We start from the raw sequence: 24,338 nt of genomic DNA on the forward strand, positions 1-24,338 counted from the left end.
TCCTTCACAGCTCAAGCCGCTCCCACGAAAGCCAAGTCGCTGCTCGCGGGAGCGGCTTCAGCCACTAGGTTCGTGGCTTGATTGCCTGGCAGACCATGCTCACCTGTCCGCCTCAGGCTGGCGCTGTGGCTTTTCCAGCGCAAGGTCCTGCAGCTCGCGTCCAGCTACGGCGTACATCGCATAATCAACGCTGCCGGCACGCAACTCGGCCAGCATGCGCCGCCAGCGTTCGACCTGATACTGCCGCTGCTCCAGCCACGCCTGCACCAGCAAATCAGGATCATCTGCCGGTCCATCCATCTGCAATACCGACACGGTGATCGCACGCTGCTGGTTGTCCAGATCGTCGCGGAAGCCCTCGCGCGCCAGCGCCTGCCAGTTGTTTTCAACCGGCAGCGCAGTCAATTGCTGCAGGTACCAGGGCAGCTCCAACGCACCGCCCACTGCAAAATAGGCTGCGGCCACCTCGGTCGGCAGCCGTCCAGTTTCGTCGGCAGCCTCAAGGATGGGCAACAGCGTGTACAGGTGGTGTGTACCGGCGACCATCCGCGCCAGCAGTTCCGGAACACCCGCTTCGGTATAACGCTCATAGCGCGCCTGCCACAGCTCGCGCGTACCGCCCTGAAGGAGTGCATCGAGTTTCAGTCCGAGCGCTGCTACTCGCGGGCCGAAATGTCCTACATCACGCGCCGCATCAAGTTCGTTGCGACGATTACGCAGAAACCAGCGCGTAGCACGTCGACCCAGCCGCATCAGCTCCTCCATGAGATGCAGCTGCAGCTCGGCCGGGACCCTGTAATCCAGCGCCTCGATCTGGCGGAACCAGTGCGGCAGATGGAAGATATCGCGCACTATCACGTAGACCCCGGCAATATTTGCCGCGCTCAGGCCGGTAGCCTCGCGAAGTCGCTGAACGAAGGTGACGCCCATGTTGTTGATCAGGTCGTTGGCAATCTGGGTGCTGACGATTTCCCGCTTCAGCCGGTGCTGCAGCATTGCGCCGCGATATTCTTCGGCCAGCACTTGCGGAAAGGCGCTTTCCATCTCCCGCGTCAGGTAGGCATCATCCGGCACCTGAGATTGCAGCAGTGCTTCTTTCAGATCGATCTTGCTGTAGGAAATCAGTACCGACAGCTCCGCGCGTGTCAGCCCCTTGCCCTGGGTCGCACGCTCGTCCAGCGTTTCATCGCTTGGCAGGAACTCCAGCGCGCGGTCCAGCAACCCTTCGGCCTCAAGCGTACCGATCAAACGCCGATACTCGCCGCCGCCCGTGCGGGCACGCCGTTCGGCCTGGGAAAGGGCCTGGGTCTGCTTGTAGTTGTCGTGCAGTACCAGCGCAGCGACGGCATCGGTCATCTGGAACAGCAGCTGGTTGCGTTGCTTGCCGGTCATGTCTCCCGCGCTGACGATTTCGTTCAGCAGAATCTTGATATTGACCTCATGGTCGGAGCAGTTCACACCGCCGGCATTGTCGATGAAGTCGGTATTCGATGCGCCGCCATGCAGGCCGTACTCGACACGCCCGAGCTGGGTGACACCCAGATTGCCACCCTCGCCGATGACTTTGGCGCGCACCTCGCAGCCATTGACCCGCACGCCGTCATTGGCCTTGTCGCCGACATCCGCATGGCTTTCCGCCGAACTCTTGATATAGGTGCCAATGCCACCATTCCAGAGCAGGTCCACCGGCGCCTTGAGCAAGGCATGGATGAGCTCGGCGGGGGTCAGCTGGTCCGCGGCAATATCGAAGCGAGCCTTCATTTGCGGGCTGATGTCGATACGCTTGGCCGAACGTGAAAAGACGCTACCACCGGCGGAAATCAGCGAGGCATCGTAATCGCTCCAGGAAGAGCGCGGCAGATCGAACAAACGCTGACGCTCGATAAAGCTGCGCGCAACATCCGGTTCAGGATCGATGAATATATGCAGATGGTTGAATGCGGCCACCAGTTGCAGGGCTTCGGACCTGAGCATGCCGTTGCCGAAGACGTCCCCGGCCATGTCACCGATACCAATCACACTGATACTGTCGGATTGAACGTCGATGCCGCGCTCGCGGAAGTGCCGCTGAACCGAAACCCAGGCACCCTTGGCGGTGATGCCCATCTTCTTGTGGTCATAACCGGCCGAGCCGCCTGAGGCAAAGGCATCGCCCAGCCAGAAGTCGTACTCGGCGGCGATGCCGTTGGCCGTATCGGAGAAGGTCGCGGTGCCCTTGTCAGCGGCGACGACCAGATAAGGATCATCCTCGTCGTAACGCAGCACGTTGGCCGGTGGCACAACCTGCCCGTCCTTGAGATTGTCAGTGATATCCAGCAGACCGCTGATAAAGATCCGATAGCAGGCGATTCCCTCGGCCAGCACCTCGTCGCGCGAACCGCTGGGTAACCGGCGCGGCACGAAACCGCCCTTGGCGCCACCGGGAACGATGATCGCGTTCTTCACCTGCTGGGCCTTTACCAGACCCAGCACTTCGGTGCGATAGTCCTCTTCACGGTCGGACCAGCGCAGCCCGCCGCGCGCCACCTTGCCGCCACGCAGATGCACGCCTTCGACCCGCGGCGAGTAGACGAATATCTCGAATTTAGGCACAGGTCGCGGCAGCTCCGGGATCAGGTGCGGGTCGAACTTGAAGCTGAAATAGCTCTTGGGCTTGCCGCTGGCATCGGCCTGATAGAAGTTGGTCCGCAGGGTGGCTTGGACCAGCGCCAGATAACGGCGCAGAATGCGGTCTTCGTTGAGTACCGCAACCCCATCCAGCGCGGTGAGGATCGCCTGCTGCAACCGCTCCTGCTTGTCGGCCAGATCCTCTTCGCCCAGCTTGCGCGCCAGATAAAAACGCGTCTTGAACAGCCGCACCAGCTCGCGCGCGATATCGGCATGATTGAGCAGTGCGCTGGCGATATACCCCAGATCGAAGCCCATGCGGATCTGCTTCAGATAGCGACCATAGGCACGCAGCAGGGCCACTTCACGCCAGGTCAGCCCGGCAGTCAGCACCAGACGGTTGAAGGCATCGTTTTCCGCCTGTCCAGTGTGAATATGAATGAAAGCGTCCTGCAGCGACTCGTTGATCTCCATGAGGTCGATTTCAAGGCCTTCGGCATAGGTGAAGGCGAAATCGTGAATCCAGTATCGGCGACCGTCCTTGCCCTTCAGATGGAAGGGAAACTCGCCCAGCACACGCAAACCGAGGTTTTCCAGAATCGGCAGCATGTCCGACAGAGGCAGCGGGGTATCCAGGTGATAGAGCTTGCAGTGCAGGCGATTCTCGACGGTGGTGATCGGCTGATAGAAACTCATTGCCAGCGGGCGCTCATCGCTCAGGCCAAGCACGTACTGCATGTCAACAACCGCCGAAAGCGGGTCGAAGCGTTCGCGGTAGCCCGCCGGAAAGCCCTTGGGAAAGCCACTGAGTATGCTGGTTCCCCGGGCTTCGCCAAAGCGCTCCACCACCAGACCGGAGTAGTCGTCCTGCCAGGTACGGCAGGCCTGCACCACTTCCTTCTCCAGTTGCAGCGGATCGATCTGCAGCGGCTTTTCCGGGTCCAATCGCAACAGGAACTGCACGCGGATCAGCACCGATTCGGAGAAATAGGTGGAAAACTCACAACCACTGGCCCCCAGCCGGTCGATCAGCACCTGCTGGATACGCAGGCGCGTTTCGGTCGAATAGGCATCACGCGGAACATAGGCCAGGCAATAGCAGAAACGACCATAGGGGTCGGTACGCAGGAACAGCCTCAGCTTGTTGCGCTCCTGAATCTGCACAATGGCGATGGCGGTCTCGAAGAGCTGGTCGAGGGTCATCTGGAAGAGTTCATCGCGCGGCAATACTTCGAGTACCTGGATGAGCTCCTTGACCAGATGCGCCGAGTCATCGAACTGCGAGCGCTCAACGACTTGTGCAACCTTACTGCGGATATAGGGAATGCGCCGCACACTCTGGGTATAGACCGAGGATGTAAACAGACCGAGAAAGCGACACTCTCTGGTGACCCGGCCCTGCGCATCGATCTCGCGGATGGACACATAGTCGGGATAGGCCGGTCGATGCACGCGGCTGGGGGTCGCCGCCTTGGCGAAGGACAGCAGCAGCGGCTCGCGCAGATAGGCCAGCGCTACCGGCATGGACAGGCAATCTTCATCCTCACCGGTACGCAGATGCCGCGACAGGCCCAGCAGCGATGATTCATCGTAGACAAGACGCCCGCTTTCACCCTGATCATCAAGCGTGAATTCCTCGTAGCCGAGGAAGGTGAAATGGTCATCTGCAAGCCAGCGAATGAAATCCATGATCTCGCCCAGCTGTCCATTGCCCTCCTGCACCTGCAGCCGGCTCAAGCGCCCGTGATGCTCCTCGGCCTTGGCCTTCATCGCCGGAAAATCACCTACCGTCAGGCGCACATCGGCCAGCACGGCGTGCAGGGACTGCTCCAACTCACGCAGGGTCGCAACGCTGGCGCAACGATCTATTTCAACGAAGATCAGCGACTCTGCATGACTGTCATCGGCACTGGTGCCTTTGGGCAGCAGCTGCAGAAGGCTGCCATCGGTATCGCGACGAACCTGCAGGACAGTGTTTTGCAAGGTATGGATGGCATAACCGCGGCGCGTCAGCTCCATGCGTACCGAATCGACCAGAAACGGCATGTCCGGGTGCAGCACCTCGACCAGGCTATGGGTCGACTGCCAGCCGTGCTTCTCGTAATCAGGGTTGAACACCTGAACCTGCGGATGCGCTGGATCGAAACGTTCCAGCAGGCGCCAACTGGCCAGCGTCGAGCCGACCAGATCACTCATGCGCCGTTCGACAAGCTCGGACAGAGCGACAATGCCAAAGAACTGCTCGGCGAACAGCCCTACTTGTGGCAGGAGCTGCTCATCGACATGCTGTGCCAGGGCCGCTTGCAGTTGTTGCTGGAAGTCGGCTTTGCTGGCTGCGGTAAAGAACGCCATTGGTTAGCTCCATTGCTGGCAGGATTCGACAAGCCCTTTTGCGGACATGACTGGTGACGAAACACCTTAGTTCAACCCGCAGCCGGGGTCTGCTCCCATTTCGTCGCGGTCACAAAAAGCATGCGTCATGTAATCAAGTTGCCGAGCCGCGCATAGCCTCAAACCCGCCAATGAATTAAAGTCTGGACCGGCGCGCGCCCTGCCCGAGACGCCCTTCAGAAGAGCCCCGACGATGGACCACCGTGAAGCAATGGTCGCCTTGCGACAGTTTCTTTCTACCCAGATTCTTGGCCAGGAACGCCTGATCGATCGACTGCTGATCGCCCTTCTGGCCGATGGCCATCTGCTGGTCGAAGGCGCGCCCGGGCTGGCCAAGACCCGCGCCATCAAGGAGCTCGCCGGCGGTCTCGAAGCCGAATTTCACCGCATCCAGTTCACCCCGGACCTGTTGCCTGCCGACATCACCGGAACCGAAATCTATCGCCCGGAAACCGGCAGTTTCGTCTTTCAGCAGGGGCCGATCTTTCACAACCTGGTGCTGGCCGACGAGATCAACCGTGCTCCGGCAAAGGTTCAGTCGGCGTTGCTCGAAGCAATGGCCGAACGCCAGGTCAGCGTTGGCCGCAGCACCTATGACCTGTCGCCACTGTTTCTGGTGATGGCCACGCAGAATCCCATCGAGCACGAAGGCACCTACCCGCTGCCCGAGGCGCAGCTCGACCGGTTTCTGCTGCACGTGAGGCTCGGCTTTCCCGACGCCTCCGTTGAGCGGCGTATTCTCCAGCAGGCACGCGGCGAAGCCATCAACGGCGAAACCAAGCCCGAACACCGCGTTTCGCAGCAGGCAATCTTCGCCGCGCGCAAGGAAATCCTCGATCTGTACATGGCCGATGCGGTGGAGGAGTACCTGGTGCAGCTGGTCATGGCGACCCGCACACCTGCCAAGTTCGATGCCGAGCTGGCGAGCTGGATCGCGTATGGCGCCAGCCCGCGCGGTTCGATTGCACTGGACCGCTGCGCACGCGCCCATGCCTGGCTGGCGGGCCGTGACTTTGTCAGCCCCGAGGACATTCAGGCCATACTGTTCGACGTACTGCGCCACCGCCTGATTCTCTCGTTCGAGGCGGAAGCCGCCGGAATCGATCAGGACCGTGTCATCCAGCGCATTCTCGATGTGGTCGCGGTGGCCTGATGCACGCACAGGCTTGCGCCACCGGGCAGCCGAGCGAGCAGGACTCCGCTATCCGGGTGAGCCTTGCCGATCTCATCGACATGCGCCATCGCGTTCGTGAAGTGCCATTGTTTTCCACACCGCACCGGCGCAGCCCACTGGTAGGTCTGCACCATTCCAAGCTGCGCGGGCGCGGCGTGGATTTCGATCAGGTTCGTATCTATCAGCCCGGCGATGATGTCCGCACAATCGATTGGCGCGTCACGGCGCGCACCCAGGAGCCGCATACCAAGCTCTTCCACGAAGAGCGCGAGCGGCCGATCTATATCGTCGTCGAGCAGAGTCCACGGCTATTCTTCGGTAGCGGCCGCCTTTTCAAGTCAGTGCTGGCGGCCCATGCGGCAAGCCTGATCGGCTGGGCAGCACTGAGCCACAATGATCGAGTCGGCGGCTTGGTGTTCGGTAGCGAGCAACAGGAGATCAAGCCGCGGCGCAGCAAACAGAGCCTGTTGCAGCTGCTCGATCGCGTCACCCGAGCCAATAATCACCTGCAACCGGACAGCCGACTCGACCCGGAAGCCTTCAGCATGGCCTTGCGCCGGGCTCGCGAAGTGCTGCGCCCGGGCAGCCTGTCGGTAATCCTCTGCGACGAGCGAACCCTGACAGACGCGGCAGAACAGCAGCTCAGCCTGCTCGCGCGGCATGTCGATCTGCTGTTGCTGCCGCTGTCCGACCCGCTTGATCGCGCCCTGCCCGCCGCCGGGCTGCTGCGTTTCAGCGAAGGTAGTGCGCGGCTGGAACTGGATACCCACGATGCAGACCTGCGCATGCGCTACCGCGAACTGGGCGAAGCACGCAGCGCGCGCTGGCGGCGGCTGGCCGATCGCCTGCGGGTACCGCTGATGCCGCTCGATACCCAGCACGACCTGATCGAGCAGTTGCGCGAGCATCTGAGCGTCCGCCACCCGAGCGCACGGCCATGAACCCGCTCGATCAACTGGCGCCACTGATCAGCCCCGAACCGATCAGCTGGTGGCCACCGGCTCCGGGCTGGTGGCTACTCGGATTGCTGCTGCTCATCGTTTTTGCAGTTCTCTGGCGACTGCGCCATCGTCTGGGCAAGCGCAAACCTCGTGTTCAACCCGAACCACCGCTGGACCCGCAGCGTCAGGAAGCGCTGATCGAACTGTCTCGTCTGGGCAAGCCCTACGGTGGCCAGCCGGCCAGCCAGTGGCTGCAGCAGCTCAACGCACTGCTCAAGCGACTCTGTCGCATTCGCTATCCCAATGACCACCCGCACACGCTCAGCGGGCGTGCCTGGCTGGCGTTTCTCGATAGCCGCTGCCCGGCTGCCGGACTGACACGCTGGATGATCCTGGTCGAAGGCGCCTACCGGGCCGAGTGCCGCCTCGACGACAAGGCCATCGACGGTCTCGAACAATCCGTCGACATCTGGATTCGCAAACATGTTTGAACTGGCCTGGCCCTGGGTCTTTCTGCTGCTGCCGCTGCCCTGGGTGCTACGCGCACTGCTGCCGCCCGCCGACAGCGGTGAAGCCGCCTTGAAGGTCAGCTTCCTCGACGAGTTGCAGCAGCTCTCCGGGCGTCGCGCACGGGTAGCCCTGCCCGCCTGGCGCCAGCAACTGCCTTATCTCACCATCTGGCTGTTGCTGCTGTTCGCCGCGGCTAGGCCGCAATGGCTCGGCGAACCGCTGCCGCTGCCCACCAGTGGCCGCGACCTGCTGCTCGCGGTGGATGTCTCCGGGTCGATGGATTACCCGGACATGCAGTGGCAGGGTGAGGAGCTGACACGGCTGGAGCTGGTCAAAGTGTTGCTCGGCGACTTCATCGAGCAACGCCATGGCGACCGCGTAGGGCTGATCCTCTTCGGCAGCAAGGCTTATCTGCAGGCGCCGCTGACCTTCGACCGCCACACCGTGCGTGTCTGGCTGGATGAAGCGCGGGTTGGCATCGCCGGCAGCAATACCGCCATCGGCGATGCCATCGGCCTGGCCGTGAAACGGCTCAGGGAGCGCCCGGCGAACAGTCGCGTGCTGGTGCTGATCACAGACGGCGCCAGCAACGGCGGCGAGATCGATCCGCTATTGGCCGCATCGCTGGCCGCCGAAGAAGGTGTGCGAATCCACACCATCGGCATCGGCGCCGTTCCGGAAGAAGGTGGCGTGCTCAGCCGCTTCGGCTTCAATCCGGGCCTGGACCTCGATGAACCCACCCTTCGCGCCATTTCCGAACAGACCGGTGGAGAATATTTCCGGGCCACCTCCAGCGCTGAGCTCAAGGCCATCGGCGATACGCTGGATCGTCTCGAACCGGCAGCCCAGCAACCAGCCCAGGCTCGCCTGGCCGAAGCGCTTTATCTATGGCCGCTGTCGACAGCCTTGCTGATCAGTCTGCTGATGGTCGCTGCCAGTCTGTGGAGCGCCCAACTGCAACGCCTGGCGTGGCGACGGGAGCAGCGCCGATGAGCGATCTGCTGCCCCATCTGCTGCGGCCTTACTGGTTGATCATCCTGCCGCTCCTGATCTGGCTGCTATGGCGGCTCTGGCATCGCCAGTTGCAGGTCGGTCGCTGGCAGCGCCTGCTGCCCGAAGCCTTCCACGCCGCCCTGCTGACCCGAGGCCGGCTGCGCCATAGTCGCCTGCCCTGGCTGGTATTGGGCCTGGCCTGGTTATTAGCAGTCATCGCATTGCTGGGCCCAAGCTGGCAGCGGTTCGAGCAACCCAGTATCAAACGCAGCGATCCTTTGGTGGTGCTGCTGGAGCTCACACCCGCGATGCTCGCCAGTGATGCGCCCCCCACTCGCCTGGAACAGGCCAAGCGCAAACTGCTGGATCTGCTGGAGCGTCGCCAGGACGTACAGACCGCCGTAGTGGTATTTGCCGGCAGCGCCCATACCGTGGTGCCGCTGTCCGACGATCTGGCGACAACCCGCAACCTGCTGGATGCCTTGCACCCGGCGCTGATGCCCGAGCCTGGCCAGCGCGCCGACCTCGCCGTTGCCAGGGGCCTCGCTCTGCTCGAACAGACCGGTCTGGGCCGTGGACGTCTGCTATTGATCGGCAGCAGCCTTGATCAGCACGAGCGCAACGCCATCAGCACACTGCTGCAGGGGCGCGGTGAGCGCCTGCTGATCCTCGGCGTCGGCACCGAGCAAGGCGCGCCGATCGCTGGGGAAAACGGCAGTTTCCTCAAGGATGCCCAGGGCGCAATTCTCATTCCGCGCCTGGACAATGCCGGATTGCAACGTCTGGCTGGTGAACTGGGCGGTCGCTATCAGCAGGCACGATTGAGCGACGACGACCTTGTAGCCCTCGGCCTGTTCGATCAAGCAGGCACATTGCAGCACGACGACGAGATCACTCGCCTGGAAGCCTGGCTGGATCAGGGCCACTGGCTGTTACTGCCCCTGCTCCTGCTGGCCGCCCTGGCGGGACGGCGCGGCTGGCTATTCTGCCTGCCGTTGCTCCTGTTGCAGCCGCAACCTGCCAATGCCGTCGAATTCGATGACCTCTGGCTGCGTCGCGACCAGCAGGGCCAGCGCCTGCTCGAGGCCGAGCAGCCGGCAAAGGCCGCCGAACGCTTTATCGATCGTCGCTGGCAGGCGACAGCGCGCTATCAAGCCGGCGACTATGCCGGCGCTGCGGCGTTGTTCGCCGAGGGCGATACCGCCGCCGATCACTACAATCGCGGCAACGCCCTGGCCCGTGGCGAGGCGTTCGAAGCCGCCATCGAGGCCTATGATCAGGCATTGGACCTGCAGCCCGATCTGCAGGCAGCACGACGCAACAAGACGCTGATCGAAGAGCTGCTGCGTCGCCAACAGGAACAGCCCGGTCAACAGCAGGATAAGCAGGACGAGCAGACCGAAGAGCCCCTGCCGCAGCCCGAACAAGCGCAGTCACAACAATCGGGTTCGGCCAGTTCGCCTTCGCCTGAAGAGGCCCAGGGCGAGCCGGCCAACCAAGCCAGCGGTGCCTCGCAGCCATCAACAACCGAAGCAGAGAAAGACTCGGAAGAGGTGGAGGCGCCCACGGTCCAAGCACAACATGAAGCGCTTCCCGAGCAGGAGCGGCAACAGGCGATGGAGCAATGGTTGCGCCAGATTCCGGACGACCCCGGCGAGCTGCTGCGACGAAAATTCCTTTACGAACAACGCAAGCACCAGGAAACCAATCGATGATGCGCCTGATGGCTTTTCTTCTGCTCGGTCTGATGGCCAGCCAGGTGGCTGCCGTTGGCCTGTTCGCCCGCGTGGATCGAACCCAGCTGAGCATTGATGAAACCTTTGAACTGAGTCTGGAAAGCCAGGGCAGCGCGGTATTCGGCAAACCCGACCTGCAGCCTCTGGATGAGCTGTTTGAAGTCTTCGATACCCGACAGGTCAATCAGCTCTCCAGCAGCAATGGCGAAGCCCGCGCGCTCACGCGCTGGTCGATCACCCTGCGCCCGCGACAAACCGGCTATGTCGTGATTCCGCCGCTGCAGTTGGGCGACTGGCGCAGTGAGCCGATCACGTTGCTGGTACAGGAATCGCTGAAAAATACCGAAAGCGACCAGCTCGCGCCGATCTTCATCGATGCCAGCGTCGATCAGGAAAGCGTCTACGTGCAAGCCCAGGTGATCCTTACGCTGCGCATCTTCCATTCGGTTTCGCTGTACGACGACAGCACCCTGTCGCCTCTGCAAATGCCCGAAGCACTGGTGGAGCGACTCGGCGAACCGCGCACCTACGAGAAGACCATCAACGGTATCCGCCATGGTGTTATCGAAGTGCGCTATGCGTTGTTTCCGCAGAAATCCGGCGAGCTGACCATCCCTGCCCAGCTGTTCAGCGCAACCACTGTAGCCAACGGCAGCAACTCGCTGTTCGGCTCGCGTTCAGGTCGCTCGACCCAGGTTCGATCACCCAGCATCCCGCTGACGGTCAAGGCCAAGCCAGCAGACTATCCGGCCAACACGCCCTGGTTGCCGGCGCGCAGTCTGACGCTGGTCGAGGCCTGGAGCCCGGAGCCGGACCAGGCACAGACTGGCGAGTCGCTCACCCGTAGCCTGCTGCTCAAGGCCGAGGGCCTGACCAGCACACAATTACCAACCATCGGCTCTGCACAAAGTGCCGGGTTGCGCCGTTACCCGGATCAGCCGAGCCTGGCCAACGAAGTCAGTGGTGTGGGGCTCGTCGGTAGCCGCGAGCAGCGCGAAGCATTGATTCCGACCCGCAGTGGCACGCTGCAGCTGCCCGCGCTGGAAGTGGTCTGGTGGAATACGGTTGAAGACCGCCTTGAACGCACCACGCTGGACGAGCGCACCCTGAATGTCGCCGACAATCCGAATCTTGCACCACCACCCGCCGAGCTACCCGCCGCAACGTCGGTGCCTGCCGAACAACAAATACTCTGGCCCTGGCAACTGAGTACCGTGCTCTTCGCCCTGACCACCCTTGCCGGCTTCGGACTCTGGCTGCATGCACGCCGACAGCCAGCGGTGCACCGCGCACTCCAACCCGGCCCTTCCCCGCGCAGCCTGCTCGACGACCTGCGTCGCGCGTGCCAGGCCAACGACTCCCAAGCCACTCGACAAGCACTGGACGCCTGGGCGCGGCAACAACCGGAGACGCTGGCCGACATGGCCGCCCGTTTCGTGCCGCTGTCCGATGCGCTGGACGGCCTCAATGGCGCGCTCTACAGCGAAGCCGGTCAGCGTTGGCAGGGTGAAGCCCTGTGGCAGGCCATCCAGGCGCTACCACCGGCCTCCAGCCCGAGTGCCGGACCGGACCTGGGTGCCCTGCCGCCGCTGTATCCGCGCTGACGTCAACAGACGGCTCACAGGCCAATGCAGTGCACGTTCCTCGCGTCGTGCACCTCACGCTGGCATATCGCTTGCTTCAGGCTTGGCCCAGACATGTCCTGAACCGTCGCACACTTGACCGAAACCTGTGCCGCACGCTTCGCAATGAAAAGGCACTTCCTGATGACTGAACCCGCCACCCCGCACCGCCATGATGCACTGGCCTGGGTCGCCGGCAGCGATGCACCGGAGAAGAGCACGCTCAACCTCGGCTTTCTGCCCCTGACTGACGCAGCCTCGCTGATCGTCGCGGCCACGCAGGGTTTCGCCCAGCCCTTCGGGCTGACGCTCAATCTGCATCGGCAGAATTCCTGGTCGGCCCTGCGCGACAAGCTGACAGGGGGCGAGCTGGACGCCGCCCATGGACTCTACGGGCTGATCTATGCAGCTCATCTGGGCATCGGCGGCAGCCCGGCGGTGGACATGGCAGTACTCATGGGCCTGGCGCAGAACGGCCAGAGCATCACGCTTTCCGCTCCGTTGAAAGCGGCTGGCGTGACCAATCCCGAGGCACTGCGCAACCGCGTGCGCCAAAGCGATGCGCGCATGACCCTCGCGCACACCTTCCCCACCGGCACGCATGCGCTGTGGCTCTACTACTGGCTGGCCGCCAATGGCATTCATCCTCTGCAGGATGTGCGGACGCTCGTCCTGCCGCCCTCGCAGATGGTGACGCATCTGCAGGCCGGGCGCATCGACGGCTTCTGCGCTGGCGAGCCCTGGGGGGCGCAGGCAATCGCCGAGGGCGTTGGTTTCACCCTGGCGACCAGCCAGTCGATCTGGCCGGATCATCCGGAAAAGGTACTCGGCTGTACACGGGCATTCGTCGAGCAGTACCCCAACACTGCGCGCGCACTGGTGATGGCGATTCTCGAGGCAAGCCGTTTCATCGATCAGAGTCAGGAAAACCGCCGCAGCACTGCGCAGCTGATTGCCGGCAGCGAGTATGTCAATGCGCCGCTGGCGGCCATCGAGTCACGCTTTCTCGGCTCGTACCAGGATGGTCTGGGCAACACCTGGCACGACGAACACCCACTGCGCTTCTTTGCGGATGGTGCGGCAAACATGCCTTATCTGTCCGACGGTCTCTGGTTCATGACCCAGCTGCGACGCTGGGGCCTGTTGCGCCAGGACCCGGATTATCAGTTGCTGGCGAGCCAGGTGCAGCAGACTGAGCTGTATCGACAGGCCGCCGAAACACTCGGTATCGCCGTGCCGGAATCGCCCATGCGCAACGCCACGCTGATGGATGGCAAAACCTGGGACGGCAGTGACCCAGCAGCTTACGCCCGCAGTTTCACGCTGCACGCCATGGCCGACCAGGCCGTGGCGAGCGTACTTTGACGAGGGGGCCGGTATGTTGCGTGTCCTGCTGATCGACGACACCCCACGCAAGATCGGACGCCTGAAAAGTGCGCTGATCGAGGCCGGCTTTGAAGTCATCGATGAATCCGGCCTGACCATCGACCTGCCCGAACGGGTCGAGGCAATCCGCCCGGACGTGGTACTGATCGACACCGACTCACCGGGCCGTGATGTGCTTGAGCAAGTGGTGCTGGTCAGCCGTGATCAGCCGCGGCCCATTGTCATGTTCACCGACGACAGCGACCCCGGCGCCATGCGCCAGGCGATTCGCGCCGGTGTCAGCGCTTATATCGTCGAAGGTATACAGGCCAAGCGGCTTAAGCCGATCCTCGATGTGGCGATGGCGCGTTTCGAGACCGACCAGGCGATCCGCGCGCAATTGCAGGCCCGCGAGCAGCAACTCGCCGAACGCAAGCGCATCGAACTGGCCAAGGGCATGCTGATGAAGATGCGCGACTGCAAGGAAGAAGAGGCCTATACGCTGATGCGCCGCCAGGCAATGAGCCGCCAGCAGAAGCTGATCCAGGTCGCCGAACAAATCATTGCCATGAACGAATTGCTCGGGCAGTAACAGTCTTTCACGTCTCCCCCCGCCATCGTCATGGCTTGCCTGAGTTGCCCCGATCTGGCCCGCGGTTGCGCGCTCATTGTGCAGCGCACGGCCAGCACGTTACTGCCAATTACCCGGAACCCGCGCAGAGCAAGGCTCCCAGCGTCTGGCACGCAAGATGCTAGAGCTGTTGGTGCAGGCCAACGGCGGTCTGCAATCACGACAAAGGCGTCGCATCATTCCTGCTCCGGCAGGCGTGCTGCGACGCCTTTTTGGTTTCCGCCTCGATGCCGAGGCGGCCTGAGCAGCCCTGGCGGCCAATGCCGCGTTACGAACCTTCTGGAGCCGATCCAATGAGCACGAGTTTCTGGAAATCCGGCCACACGCCGACCCTGTTTGCCTCCTTCCTCTACTTCGACCTGAGTTTCATGGTGTGGTACGTGCTCGGCCCGATGGGCGTGCAGATTGCCGCCGACCTGGGCCTGACCACCCAGCAACGCGCCTTCATGATCGCCACGCCGATCCTCGCCGGTGCCGTGTTACGCCTGGTGCTGGGCATCCTGGCCGATCGCACCTCGCCGAAAACCGCAGGCCTGTTCGGACAGGTCGTGGTCATCATCGCGTTGTTCATTGCCTGGCTGCATGGCATTCACAGTTACGAGCAGGCTTTGCTGCTGGGCCTGTTCCTTGGCATGGCCGGCGCATCCTTTGCCGTCGCGCTGCCGCTGGCGTCGCAGTGGTATCCAGCCGAGCACCAGGGCAAGGCCATGGGCATCGCCGGTGCCGGTAACTCCGGCACCGTACTGGCAGCGTTGTTCGCGCCGGTCCTGGCGACCATTTTCGGCTGGAACAACGTGTTCGGGCTGGCGCTAATCCCCCTGGTACTCACCCTGATCATCTTCGCCAGTGTGGCGAAGAATGCCCCCAACCGCCCGGCGCCGAAGTCGCTGGCCGATTACATGAAGGCACTGGGCGACCGCGACAGCTGGTGGTTCATGTTTTTCTACAGCGTGACCTTCGGCGGCTTTCTTGGCCTGGCCAGCACCCTGCCCGGCTATTTCCACGACCAGTACGCCTTCGACCCGGTCAAGGCCGGCTATTACACCGCCGCCTGCGTCTTCGCCGGCAGCCTGTTGCGCCCACTCGGCGGTGCGCTGGCTGACCGCATTGGCGGCATCCGGGCGCTGCTGGTGATGTACACCGTCGCCGCGTTCTGCATCGCCGCGGTGGGTTTCAATCTGCCAAGCTCCACGGCGGCCCTGGCACTGTTCGTGGTCGCCATGCTCAGCCTGGGTGCCGGCAACGGCGCGGTGTTCCAGCTGGTGCCGCAGCGTTTCAACAAGGAGATCGGCGTGATGACCGGGCTGGTGGGCATGGCCGGCGGCATCGGTGGTTTTCTGCTCACCGCCGGGCTCGGCGCGGTCAAGCAGTCGACCGGTGATTACCAGCTCGGCCTCTGGTTGTTCGCCAGCCTCGGCGTGCTGGCCTGGTTCGGCCTGTACGGCGTCAAGCGTCGCTGGCGCACCACCTGGGGCTCGGCTGCAGTGACCGCAGCGCGGGTTTGACTCACCAGCAGCACCGGATGCCAACATGCCCCTGCAATTGAGTTATGGCGAAGCCAGTGCCGCCGGCCCGCGCCCGGAAAACCAGGATGCGATACGCATCGTCACCCCGGCGCCCGGGCTGGCCACCGGCAAGGGCTATCTGTTCGCCCTGGCCGATGGCGTCAGCCAGTGCGCCGATGGCGGATTGGCCGCGCGGGCGACGTTGCAGGCACTGGCCTTCGACTATTACGCGACGCCCGAGACCTGGGCCGTCGCGCAATCGCTGGACCGCGTGCTTGTTGCACATAACCGCTGGCTGCAGGCCAACGGTGGCAGTCAGCCGCTGTTGACCACCTTGACCGCACTGGTCCTGCGCGGTCGACGCTTCACCCTGGCTCATGTTGGCGACTGTCGCGCCTACCGTTGGAACGGTACGCAGCTTGAGCGGCTCAGCGAAGACCACGTCTGGGAGCAGCCTGGCATGCAGCATGTGCTCAAGCGTGCGCTGGGGCTGGATCAGCATCTGGTGATGGATTATCTGGACGGCGAACTGCGTGAAGGCGAAAGCTACCTGCTGCTGAGCGACGGCGTCTGGTCCTGCGTCCCCGAGCGAGTCATCGCGCATATTCTCCGCAATCAACCTGACCCCAGCGCCGCCGCACGGGCGCTGGTCAATCTGGCGCACCAGAGCGGCAGCCAGGACAACGCCAGTGCATTGCTGCTACGAGTCGAAGCGTTGCCCACAGCAGTTCTTGCCGACACCCTGGCTCAACTCGATCACTGGCCGCTACCGCCGAAGCTACACGCTGGTCAGGCATTCGAAGGCTGGCAGGTAATTGAGCTGCTGCATGAGTCGAGACAATCGCTGATTTACCGAGTGCAGGATGCTCAAGGCCAAGACTGGCTGCTCAAGACGCTGCCACCCAGCCGCCAGGACGAGGCGGACGCCGGGCCGGCATTGCTGCAGGAAGAGTGGTTCATGCGCCGAGTTGCCGGACGCAACTTCGCCGAACTGCATCCGCTGCCAGAACGCCAACACCTCTATTACGTGCAGCGCGAGTACAGCGGGACAACCCTGGCACGACGCTTTGAACGGGACGGACCGCTGCCACTGGCCGATCTGCTGCAGGTCGCGTCCCGGCTAATCCGCGCGGTCGGCATGCTGCATCGGCGCAACATCCTTCATCGCGATATCAAGCCGGAAAACCTGCTGCTGGGCGAAGAGGGCGAGCTACGCATCCTGGATTTCGGCCTGGCGTTCTGTCCTGGGCTGTCTCACGACCTGCCCAATCAGCTGCCCGGCACGCCGAGTTTCATTGCACCCGAGGCCTTCGCGGGGGCCGAGCCCGGTGCGGCGCAGGATCTCTATGCCACCGGCGTGACGCTTTACTACCTGCTGACCGGGCACTACCCCTATGGCGAGATCGAAGCCTTCCAGCGTCCACGCTTCGCTAATCCCACGCCTGCCAGCCGCTATCGCCCGGACGTGCCGACCTGGCTGGAGGAAAGTCTCAGCCGCGCGGTAGCGGTCGATCCACAGCAGCGCTTCGAAACCGCCGAGCAATGGCTGCTGGAACTGGAACAGGGTGAACAGCGCAGCGCCAATGTCCGGCCACGTCCACTGCTCGAACGTGAGCCGCTAAAGGTCTGGCGCGGCATTGCGCTGCTGGCGTTGCTGCTCAACCTGCTGCTGGTGGTGCTGCTGATAAAAGGTGCGTAATGCTCAGCGCCGGGTAATCAGCCCCTGGCGCGCCACCCGGGTCAGCTCACGTACGCACTCTTCCAGTCGTTCGGCAGTTGGCGCCTGAATGACCGCCAGATCGAAACTGTCAGTCGCGAAGCGCGCCAGCGACTCTTCCGCCGCGATGAACTGGATAAGCAGGGCGCGGGATTTGCGATTACGCCGCGGCCAACCGTCGAGGTAGCGCAGCAGAGACGGCTGGTGAGTACCGCCCAGAAGGATTTTCGGATTGCCGGGAGTAAGGCCGCTGGTGATAGGGGCCAGGCGCAGCTGTGCGTGTTTTGCGTTCATTGATTCAACTTCCGCCTCAAGGATTCCGCTGGGCAGCGGTGGGAGGCGACACCGGAACCAGCGCTTTAGCGGTATTTCGAAGCCATTGGCTTCAGGCGCCCCGCAAGTAGCTGACTAAATCGGCGCATGGGCGAAACTGTAGAAAGCCGACCACCTGCTGTCAACGGTGATTTCAAGGGTCGAATCAGGGGCAGTTCGCACCACCACGGCGCAAGCCGCTGCATATCAGTGCAACGGGCACCTCGGCGAAGACGCAGGCGTGCCTCAAGCCGTTGATAAATGGTGAATTTCAAAGTTGGCACAGCTTCTGCTATTTGAAACTTCGAAGAATCATAAAACCTGACCCTCAACGTGGAGTGGCCAGGTTTCCCGACAGAGCGGGACTCGGACAAAGGCGTCCTCACTGGGTAACCGGTGGGACGCCTTTTTTGTTGTTGAAAAATTCGAGCGGACCAGACGGCTATGTCGAATGGCGCGGAGAACAGCATGAAAAAACTCAAACTGGTAATGATCGGCAACGGCATGGCCGGCGTGCGTACCCTGGAAGAACTGCTCAAGCTGACCAACGAACTCTACGACATCACGGTGTTCGGCGCCGAGCCGCATCCCAACTACAACCGCATCCTGCTCTCCCCCGTGCTGGCCGGCGAACAGCAGTTCGAAGAGATCGTGCTCAACGACCTCAACTGGTACGCCGAGAATGGCATCCACCTCATGCTCAACCGCAAGGTGGTGAGGATCGACCGGGTCAAACGCCGGGTCATCGCCGATGATGGCAGCGAGGCGGAATACGACCGCCTGCTCATCGCCACCGGCTCCAATCCGTTCATCCTGCCGATTCCCGGAAAGGACCTGCAGGGCGTGATCGGCTACCGCGACATCGCCGACACCCAGGTGATGATGGAAACCGCCAAGACTCACAAACATGCGGTGGTCATCGGTGGCGGGCTGCTCGGCCTGGAGGCGGCCAACGGCCTCAAGCTGCGCGGCATGGACGTCACCGTGGTGCACATCGGCGACTGGCTGATGGAGCGCCAGCTGGACAAGACCGCCGGCACCCTGCTGCAGAGCGCGCTGGAAAGCCGCGGCCTGAAGTTTCTCCTGCCCAAGCACACCGCCGAACTGCTCGACAACGGCGAAGGCCGGGTCTGCGCGGTCAAGTTCAAGGACGGCGACGTGATCCCCGCCGACCTGGTGGTGATGGCCGCCGGCATCCGACCCAACAGCGAGCTGGCCGAACAGGCCGGCATCCCGTGCAACCGCGGCATCCTGGTCAACGACACCCTGCAGACCTATGACCCACGCATCTATGCCGTCGGCGAATGCGCCAACCATCGTGGCACCGCTTATGGCCTGGTCGCTCCGCTGTTCGAACAGGCCAAGGTCTGCGCCAATCATCTGGCCATGCTCGGCTTTTCCCGCTATCTCGGCTCGGTAACTTCGACCAAGCTCAAGGTCACCGGCATCGACCTGTTCTCAGCCGGCGATTTCATCGGCGGCGACGGCACCGAGACCATCACCCTCTCCGACCCCATCGGCGGCGTCTACAAGAAGCTGGTGATCAAGGACGACGTACTGGTCGGCGCCTGCCTGTACGGCGACACCGCCGATGGCGGCTGGTACTTCCGCCAGGTACGCGAGGGCCAGAACGTGGGCCAGATACGCGACCACCTGATGTTTGGCGAGGGTGCGATCGGCGACGCCGGCCACCAGGGCCAGAGCAAGGCCATGTCGATGCCGGACGACATGGAAGTCTGCGGCTGTAACGGTGTGTGCAAGGGCACCATCGTCAAGGCGATTCAGGAACACGGGCTGTTCTCGGTGGACGAGGTGAAAAAGCACACCAAGGCCGCCAGTTCCTGCGGCTCCTGTGCCGGCCTGGTCGAGCAGATCCTGATCAACACCGTGGGTGGCGCCGCCGACGTCAAGCCGAAGAGCGAAAAGGCCATCTGCGGCTGCAGCGACCTTAACCACGGCCAGGTGCGCAAGGCCATTCGCGAGCACCACCTGACCAGCATTCCGGCGGCCATGGCCTTCATGGAATGGCGCACGCCGAACGGCTGCGCCACCTGCCGCCCGGCGCTGAACTACTACCTGATCTCCACCTGGCCGGGCGAAGCCAAAGACGACCCGCAATCGCGCTTCATCAACGAGCGCGCCCACGCCAACATCCAGAAGGACGGCACCTACTCGGTCATTCCACGGATGTGGGGCGGCGTTACCAATGCCGCCGAACTGCGGCGCATCGCCGATGTGGCGGACAAGTATCAGGTGCCGATGGTCAAGGTCACCGGCGGCCAGCGCATCGACCTGCTGGGTATCAGGAAGGAAGACCTGCCGGGCGTCTGGAAAGACCTGGACATGCCCTCCGGCCACGCCTACGGCAAATCCATCCGCACCGTGAAGACCTGCGTCGGCAGCGAGTTCTGCCGCTTCGGCACGCAGAACTCGACGCAGATGGGCATCGACCTGGAACACGCCCTGTTCAACATGTGGTCGCCGCACAAGGTCAAGCTGGCCGTCTCCGGCTGCCCGCGCAACTGCGCCGAATCCGGCATCAAGGACGTCGGCATCATCGGCGTGGATTCCGGCTGGGAGCTGTACATCGGCGGCAACGGCGGCATCAAGACCGAGGCCGGCGAGTTCTTCGTCAAGGTGAAGAGCGCCGAGGAGGTCATGGAATACAGCCTGGCGTTCCTCCAGCTCTACCGCGAGGAAGCCTTCTACCTCGAACGCACCGTGCACTACCTGCAGCGCGTCGGCATGGATCACATCAAGAAGGCCGTATTGAACGACGCCGAGCGACGCAAGGCCCTGTACCAGCGGCTGCTGTTCTCGCTTTCCTTCGAGCAGGACCCGTGGCAGGAGCAGCTCTCCAAGCCGCAGCTGAAGAAGGAATTCGACCGCATCGCCGTCAAGCAGCTGGAAACCGAAAACGCCTGACAACACAAACTGGAGAACACCATGAAGTGGCTCGATATCTGCGACCTGGATGAGATCAACCCGCTCGGCTCGCGCATCATCGCTGGCCCCAAGGGCGATATCGCGATATTCCGTACTTCCGACGATCAGGTCTTCGCCCTCGACGACCGCTGCCCGCACAAGGGCGGCCCGCTGTCGCAAGGGATCGTCTACGGCAAGCAGGTCGCCTGCCCGCTACACAACTGGCAGATCGATCTGCAAAGCGGCGAAGCACTAGCGCCCGACGTCGGCTGCGCCCACCGCCACGAGGCGCGCGTCGAGAATGGTCGCGTGCAGCTTTCGCTTAACCAGCGCAAGGAATGCGCGGCCTGAACACACCGCAGTTGACCAGCACCTTTTCCCAGGAGACGACGCCATGCGTATGACAACCGCCTCGACCTGCTGCTACTGCGGTGTCGGCTGTGGCGTGCTGATCGAGCACGACGGCGAGCGCATCCTCGACGTGGCTGGCGACTCCAGCCATCCGGCCAACTTCGGCAAGCTGTGCAGCAAGGGTTCGACCCTGCACCTGACCGGCGACCTCGACGCCCGCGCCCTCTATCCCGAGCTGCGCCTGGGTAAGGGCCTGGCCCGCGGCCGTACCGACTGGGACAGCGCCCTGGAGCATGCCGCTAACGTGTTCGCCGAGACCATCCGCGAACACGGGCCGGACAGCGTCGCCTTCTATGTCTCCGGCCAGCTGCTGACCGAGGACTACTACGCCTTCAACAAACTGGCCCGCGCCCTGGTCGGCACCAACAACCTGGATTCCAACTCGCGGCTGTGCATGTCCTCGGCAGTGGTCGGCTACAAGCGCAGCCTGGGCGCCGACGCCCCACCCTGCTCCTACGAGGACATCGAGCAGGCCGACTGCCTGCTGATCGCCGGCAGCAACATGGCCTATGCGCATCCGGTGCTGTTCCGCCGACTGGAGGAAGCCAAGGCGAAGCGACCGGAGATGACCATTATCGTCGTCGACCCGCGGCGCACCGACACCAGCGAGCTGGCCGACCTGCACCTGCCGATCCTGCCGGGCACCGATGTCGCGCTGTTCCACGGGCTGCTGCATATCCTCATGTGGGAAGGCTGGATCGACCGCCGCTTCATCGATGCCCATACCGAAGGCTTCGATGCGCTGAAAAGCCTGGTGCGCGATTACACCCCGGCGATGGTCGCCGACCTCTGCGGCATCAGCGTCGACGACCTGCAGAGCTGCGCACGACTGATTGGTAGCGCGCCTAGTTTTCTAAGCCTGTGGTGCATGGGCCTTAACCAATCCACCGCCGGCAGCGCCAAGAACAGCGCGCTGATCAATCTGCACCTGGCCACCGGACAGATCGGCAAGCCGGGCGCCGGGCCCTTCTCGCTGACCGGCCAACCGAACGCCATGGGCGGACGCGAAACCGGCAGCCTGTCCAACCTGCTACCCGGCCACCGCGACGCAACCAATGCCGAACACCGCGCAGAAGTGGCGCACTATTGGGGTGTCGAGCAGCTGCCCAAACAGCCTGTACTGTCCGCCATCGAGCTATTCGAGGCCGTGCGCGCCGGCAAGATCAAGGCGCTGTGGATCGCCTGCACCAACCCTGCTCAGTCGCTGCCGGACCAGCAGAAAGTCCATGAGGCCCTGGCCGCCTGCCCCTTCGTCGTGGTGCAGGAAGCCTTCTTCACGACCGAAACCTGCCGCCACGCCGACCTTCTGCTGCCGGCCGCGAGCTGGGGCGAGAAGGAAGGCACCGTGACCAACTCCGAGCGTCGTATCAGCCACGTGCGCCGCGCCGTGCCGGCCCCAGGCGAAGCCCGTGCGGACTGGGCGATCACCTGCGATTTCGCCCGACGCCTGGAACGTCACCTGCGCCCCGGCCAGCCGAGCCTGTTCACTTTCGAGAATGCCGAAGCGCTGTTCGAGGAGTACAAGCCGCTCACCGCCGCCCGCGATCTGGACTACAGCGGCCTGAGCTACGCACTGATCGATACCCTCGGTCCGCAGCAATGGCCGTTCCCACCGGGCAGTAAACAGGGCACCACGCGGCTGTATAGCGACGGTGTGTTTCCCACTGCCAATGGCCGCGCCCGTTTCATCGCCGAGCACTACCAGGCGCCGAAGGAAAAGCGCGAGGCGCGCTATCCGCTGACGCTCAATACCGGCCGGCTGCGCGACCAGTGGCACGGCATGAGCCGCACTGGCACCGCGGCGCGGCTGTTCGGCCATGTCGAAGAAGCGTTGCTCGGAATGAACGCTGATGACATGCGCCGCCGGCGTCTGCTGGACGGCCAGCTGGTGAAGGTGAAGAGCCGTCGCGGCAGCCTGATCCTCCCGGTGCAGAAGGATGACAGTCTGCGCGCCGGCCAGGCCTTCCTGCCGATGCACTGGGGCGATCGCTTTCTCAAGGGGCTGGGCAGCAACGTCCTGACCCTGGCCAGCGTCGATCCGCTGTCGAAGCAACCGGAACTCAAGCATGCCGGCATCGAAGTGGAACAAGCCGAATTGCCCTGGCAGTTCTTCGCACTGGTCGAGGGTGATGTGCAGCGACGTTTCGAGGCGCTGCGGCCATTGTTCGAAACCTTCGACTACGCCAGTTTCAGCCTCGGCGGGCGCGAACGCTCGGCATTGCTGATCCGCGCCGCCCGGGAAGCCGCGCCAACGACTGCCGAGCTGGACGCCATCGACCGCCTGCTCGGCCTTGACGAAGGCCCGGTACTGGCCTATGACGACCCGCGTCGTGCAGTCGGCAAGCGCGTACGCATCGAGGACGGCCGCATCGTTGCCCTGCGCCTGGCCGGCGAAACCGCCGCCCGGCAGTGGCTGCGCGGCCTCTGGGAAAGCGGCAGTGCCGACGCCGAGCTGCGTCGCTGGCTGCTGGCACCGCTCAGTGCGCCGCCTGGCGGCGCGACGATCAACACCGACCGCACCCTGTGCAACTGCATGAACGTCAGCCAGAGCAAGGTCCGTGCAGGCATCGAGCGCGGTCTCGATCTGACCGGCCTCAAGCAGGAACTGGGTTGTGGCACCAGCTGTGGCTCTTGCGTGCCCGAAATCAAGCGTCTGCTGGCCAGCCAGCCGGAACGCGCACTTCTCTGATACCAACCAAGACGAGGATTACCCATGAGCACAAAAGTCTGGCTGGTAGGCGCCGGCCCTGGCGACCCGGAACTGCTGACCCTCAAGGCCGTGCGCGCGCTGGGCGAGGCGCAGGTGGTGATGATCGATGATCTCGTTAACCCCGCCGTGCTCGAACACTGCCCCAACGCACGCATCATCCCGGTGGGCAAGCGCGGCGGCTGCCGCTCCACGCCGCAAGCCTTCATCCACCGCCTGATGCTGCGTTACGCCCGCCAGGGCAAGTGCGTGGTACGTCTCAAGGGCGGCGACCCGTGCATCTTCGGTCGTGGCGGCGAGGAAGCCGAATGGCTGTCGGCGCGCGGCATCGAGGTCGAACTGGTCAACGGCATCACCGCCGGCCTGGCCGGTGCCACGCAATGCGGCATCTCGCTGACCCAGCGCGGCGTCGCCCGCGGCGTCACTCTGGTCACGGCGCACACGCTCGACGACAGCAGCCCGGAATGGCAAGCGCTGGCGAAAAGCGGCACCACGCTGGTGGTGTACATGGGTGTGAGCAAGCTGGAACAGGTGCAAGCCGGGCTCTTGGAAGGCGGCCTTCCCGCCGGCACGCCGGTGGCGATGATCGAGAACGCCTCACTGCCGCAGCAACGCGAATGCCGTTCGAGCCTCGGCGACATGTGCCGAGATGCCTTGACCTTCAAGCTGAAGAGTCCGGCCATTCTGGTGATCGGCGAAGTGGCAGCGCAGACGGCGATAGAAGCCATAAGCCAGAGCGCCTGATCCATAAGCTGACCCGTCGCGATCCGCCATAAAAAACGCGGCCCTAA

17 protein-coding genes are annotated in these 24,338 nt (G+C 63.3%); 15 read left to right on the top strand and 2 right to left on the bottom strand.

Annotation, left to right across the window (positions count from 1 at the left end):
- Positions 1-99 precede the first annotated feature (99 nt).
- Positions 100-4,959 carry an NAD-glutamate dehydrogenase gene (locus NAV32_RS10235; RefSeq protein WP_256052688.1) on the bottom strand — a complete coding sequence of 1,620 codons (4,860 nt, stop codon included), beginning with the start codon at positions 4,957-4,959 and terminating at the stop codon, positions 100-102.
- Positions 4,960-5,191: 232 nt separating this feature from the next.
- Here NAV32_RS10235 and NAV32_RS10240 point away from each other — a divergent pair, with 232 nt between their 5' ends.
- The 11 genes from NAV32_RS10240 (at position 5,192) to NAV32_RS10290 (ending at position 17,174) form a co-directional block, all read left to right on the top strand.
- Positions 5,192-6,151 (top strand): AAA family ATPase, encoded by a 960-nt coding sequence (locus tag NAV32_RS10240; protein ID WP_256052689.1) that lies wholly within the window; start codon positions 5,192-5,194, stop codon positions 6,149-6,151.
- Positions 6,151-7,113, top strand: a complete 963-nt coding sequence (locus tag NAV32_RS10245) for a DUF58 domain-containing protein (RefSeq protein WP_256052690.1) — start codon at positions 6,151-6,153, stop codon at positions 7,111-7,113. Before NAV32_RS10240 ends, NAV32_RS10245 begins: the two co-directional genes overlap by 1 nt.
- Positions 7,110-7,604, top strand: a complete 495-nt coding sequence (locus tag NAV32_RS10250; RefSeq protein ID WP_256052691.1) for a DUF4381 domain-containing protein — start codon at positions 7,110-7,112, stop codon at positions 7,602-7,604. The genes NAV32_RS10245 and NAV32_RS10250 overlap by 4 nt, the downstream gene beginning before the upstream one ends.
- On the top strand, positions 7,597-8,616 hold the full coding sequence (locus NAV32_RS10255) for a vWA domain-containing protein (protein WP_256052692.1): 1,020 nt from the start codon (positions 7,597-7,599) through the stop codon (positions 8,614-8,616). Before NAV32_RS10250 ends, NAV32_RS10255 begins: the two co-directional genes overlap by 8 nt.
- The gene (locus tag NAV32_RS10260) at positions 8,613-10,331 is read left to right on the top strand and encodes a VWA domain-containing protein (RefSeq protein WP_256052693.1); all 1,719 of its coding nucleotides are present in this window, start codon (positions 8,613-8,615) and stop codon (positions 10,329-10,331) included. The genes NAV32_RS10255 and NAV32_RS10260 overlap by 4 nt, the downstream gene beginning before the upstream one ends.
- On the top strand, positions 10,328-11,956 hold the full coding sequence (locus NAV32_RS10265; RefSeq protein ID WP_256052694.1) for a BatD family protein: 1,629 nt from the start codon (positions 10,328-10,330) through the stop codon (positions 11,954-11,956). Before NAV32_RS10260 ends, NAV32_RS10265 begins: the two co-directional genes overlap by 4 nt.
- A gap of 162 nt (positions 11,957-12,118) precedes the next feature.
- Positions 12,119-13,339: a CmpA/NrtA family ABC transporter substrate-binding protein gene (locus NAV32_RS10270; protein ID WP_256052695.1), complete on the top strand. Its 1,221-nt coding sequence runs from the start codon at positions 12,119-12,121 to the stop codon at positions 13,337-13,339.
- Positions 13,340-13,352: 13 nt separating this feature from the next.
- A complete protein-coding gene (locus NAV32_RS10275; RefSeq protein ID WP_256052696.1) occupies positions 13,353-13,931 on the top strand; it encodes an ANTAR domain-containing response regulator in 579 nt (192 codons plus the stop codon).
- A 157-nt stretch (positions 13,932-14,088) separates the two neighbouring features.
- Positions 14,089-14,214 (top strand): hypothetical protein, encoded by a 126-nt coding sequence (locus NAV32_RS10280; protein ID WP_256052697.1) that lies wholly within the window; start codon positions 14,089-14,091, stop codon positions 14,212-14,214.
- Between the two features lie 49 nt (positions 14,215-14,263).
- Positions 14,264-15,475, top strand: a complete 1,212-nt coding sequence (locus NAV32_RS10285) for a nitrate/nitrite transporter (protein WP_256052698.1) — start codon at positions 14,264-14,266, stop codon at positions 15,473-15,475.
- A 25-nt stretch (positions 15,476-15,500) separates the two neighbouring features.
- A complete protein-coding gene (locus tag NAV32_RS10290; RefSeq protein WP_256052699.1) occupies positions 15,501-17,174 on the top strand; it encodes a bifunctional protein-serine/threonine kinase/phosphatase in 1,674 nt (557 codons plus the stop codon).
- A 3-nt stretch (positions 17,175-17,177) separates the two neighbouring features.
- Here NAV32_RS10290 and NAV32_RS10295 read toward each other — a convergent pair whose 3' ends face one another.
- On the bottom strand, positions 17,178-17,486 hold the full coding sequence (locus NAV32_RS10295; RefSeq protein ID WP_256052700.1) for a class I SAM-dependent methyltransferase: 309 nt from the start codon (positions 17,484-17,486) through the stop codon (positions 17,178-17,180).
- Between the two features lie 486 nt (positions 17,487-17,972).
- On the opposite strand from NAV32_RS10295, the gene nirB reads away from it, so the two are divergent.
- The 4 genes from nirB to cobA are packed head-to-tail and all read left to right on the top strand — an operon-like array spanning position 17,973 to position 24,291.
- A complete protein-coding gene (nirB, locus tag NAV32_RS10300; protein WP_256052701.1) occupies positions 17,973-20,429 on the top strand; it encodes a nitrite reductase large subunit NirB in 2,457 nt (818 codons plus the stop codon).
- Between the two features lie 21 nt (positions 20,430-20,450).
- Positions 20,451-20,780 (top strand): nitrite reductase small subunit NirD, encoded by a 330-nt coding sequence (nirD, locus tag NAV32_RS10305; RefSeq protein ID WP_256052702.1) that lies wholly within the window; start codon positions 20,451-20,453, stop codon positions 20,778-20,780.
- A gap of 43 nt (positions 20,781-20,823) precedes the next feature.
- Positions 20,824-23,529, top strand: a complete 2,706-nt coding sequence (locus NAV32_RS10310) for a nitrate reductase (protein ID WP_256052703.1) — start codon at positions 20,824-20,826, stop codon at positions 23,527-23,529.
- 24 nt (positions 23,530-23,553) lie between these two features.
- Positions 23,554-24,291 (top strand): uroporphyrinogen-III C-methyltransferase, encoded by a 738-nt coding sequence (gene cobA, locus NAV32_RS10315; protein ID WP_256052704.1) that lies wholly within the window; start codon positions 23,554-23,556, stop codon positions 24,289-24,291.
- Positions 24,292-24,338 lie beyond the last annotated feature (47 nt).

It is taken from the genome of Stutzerimonas stutzeri (genome assembly GCF_024448695.1).
In the GTDB taxonomy this organism is placed as follows: domain Bacteria; phylum Pseudomonadota; class Gammaproteobacteria; order Pseudomonadales; family Pseudomonadaceae; genus Stutzerimonas; species Stutzerimonas stutzeri_T.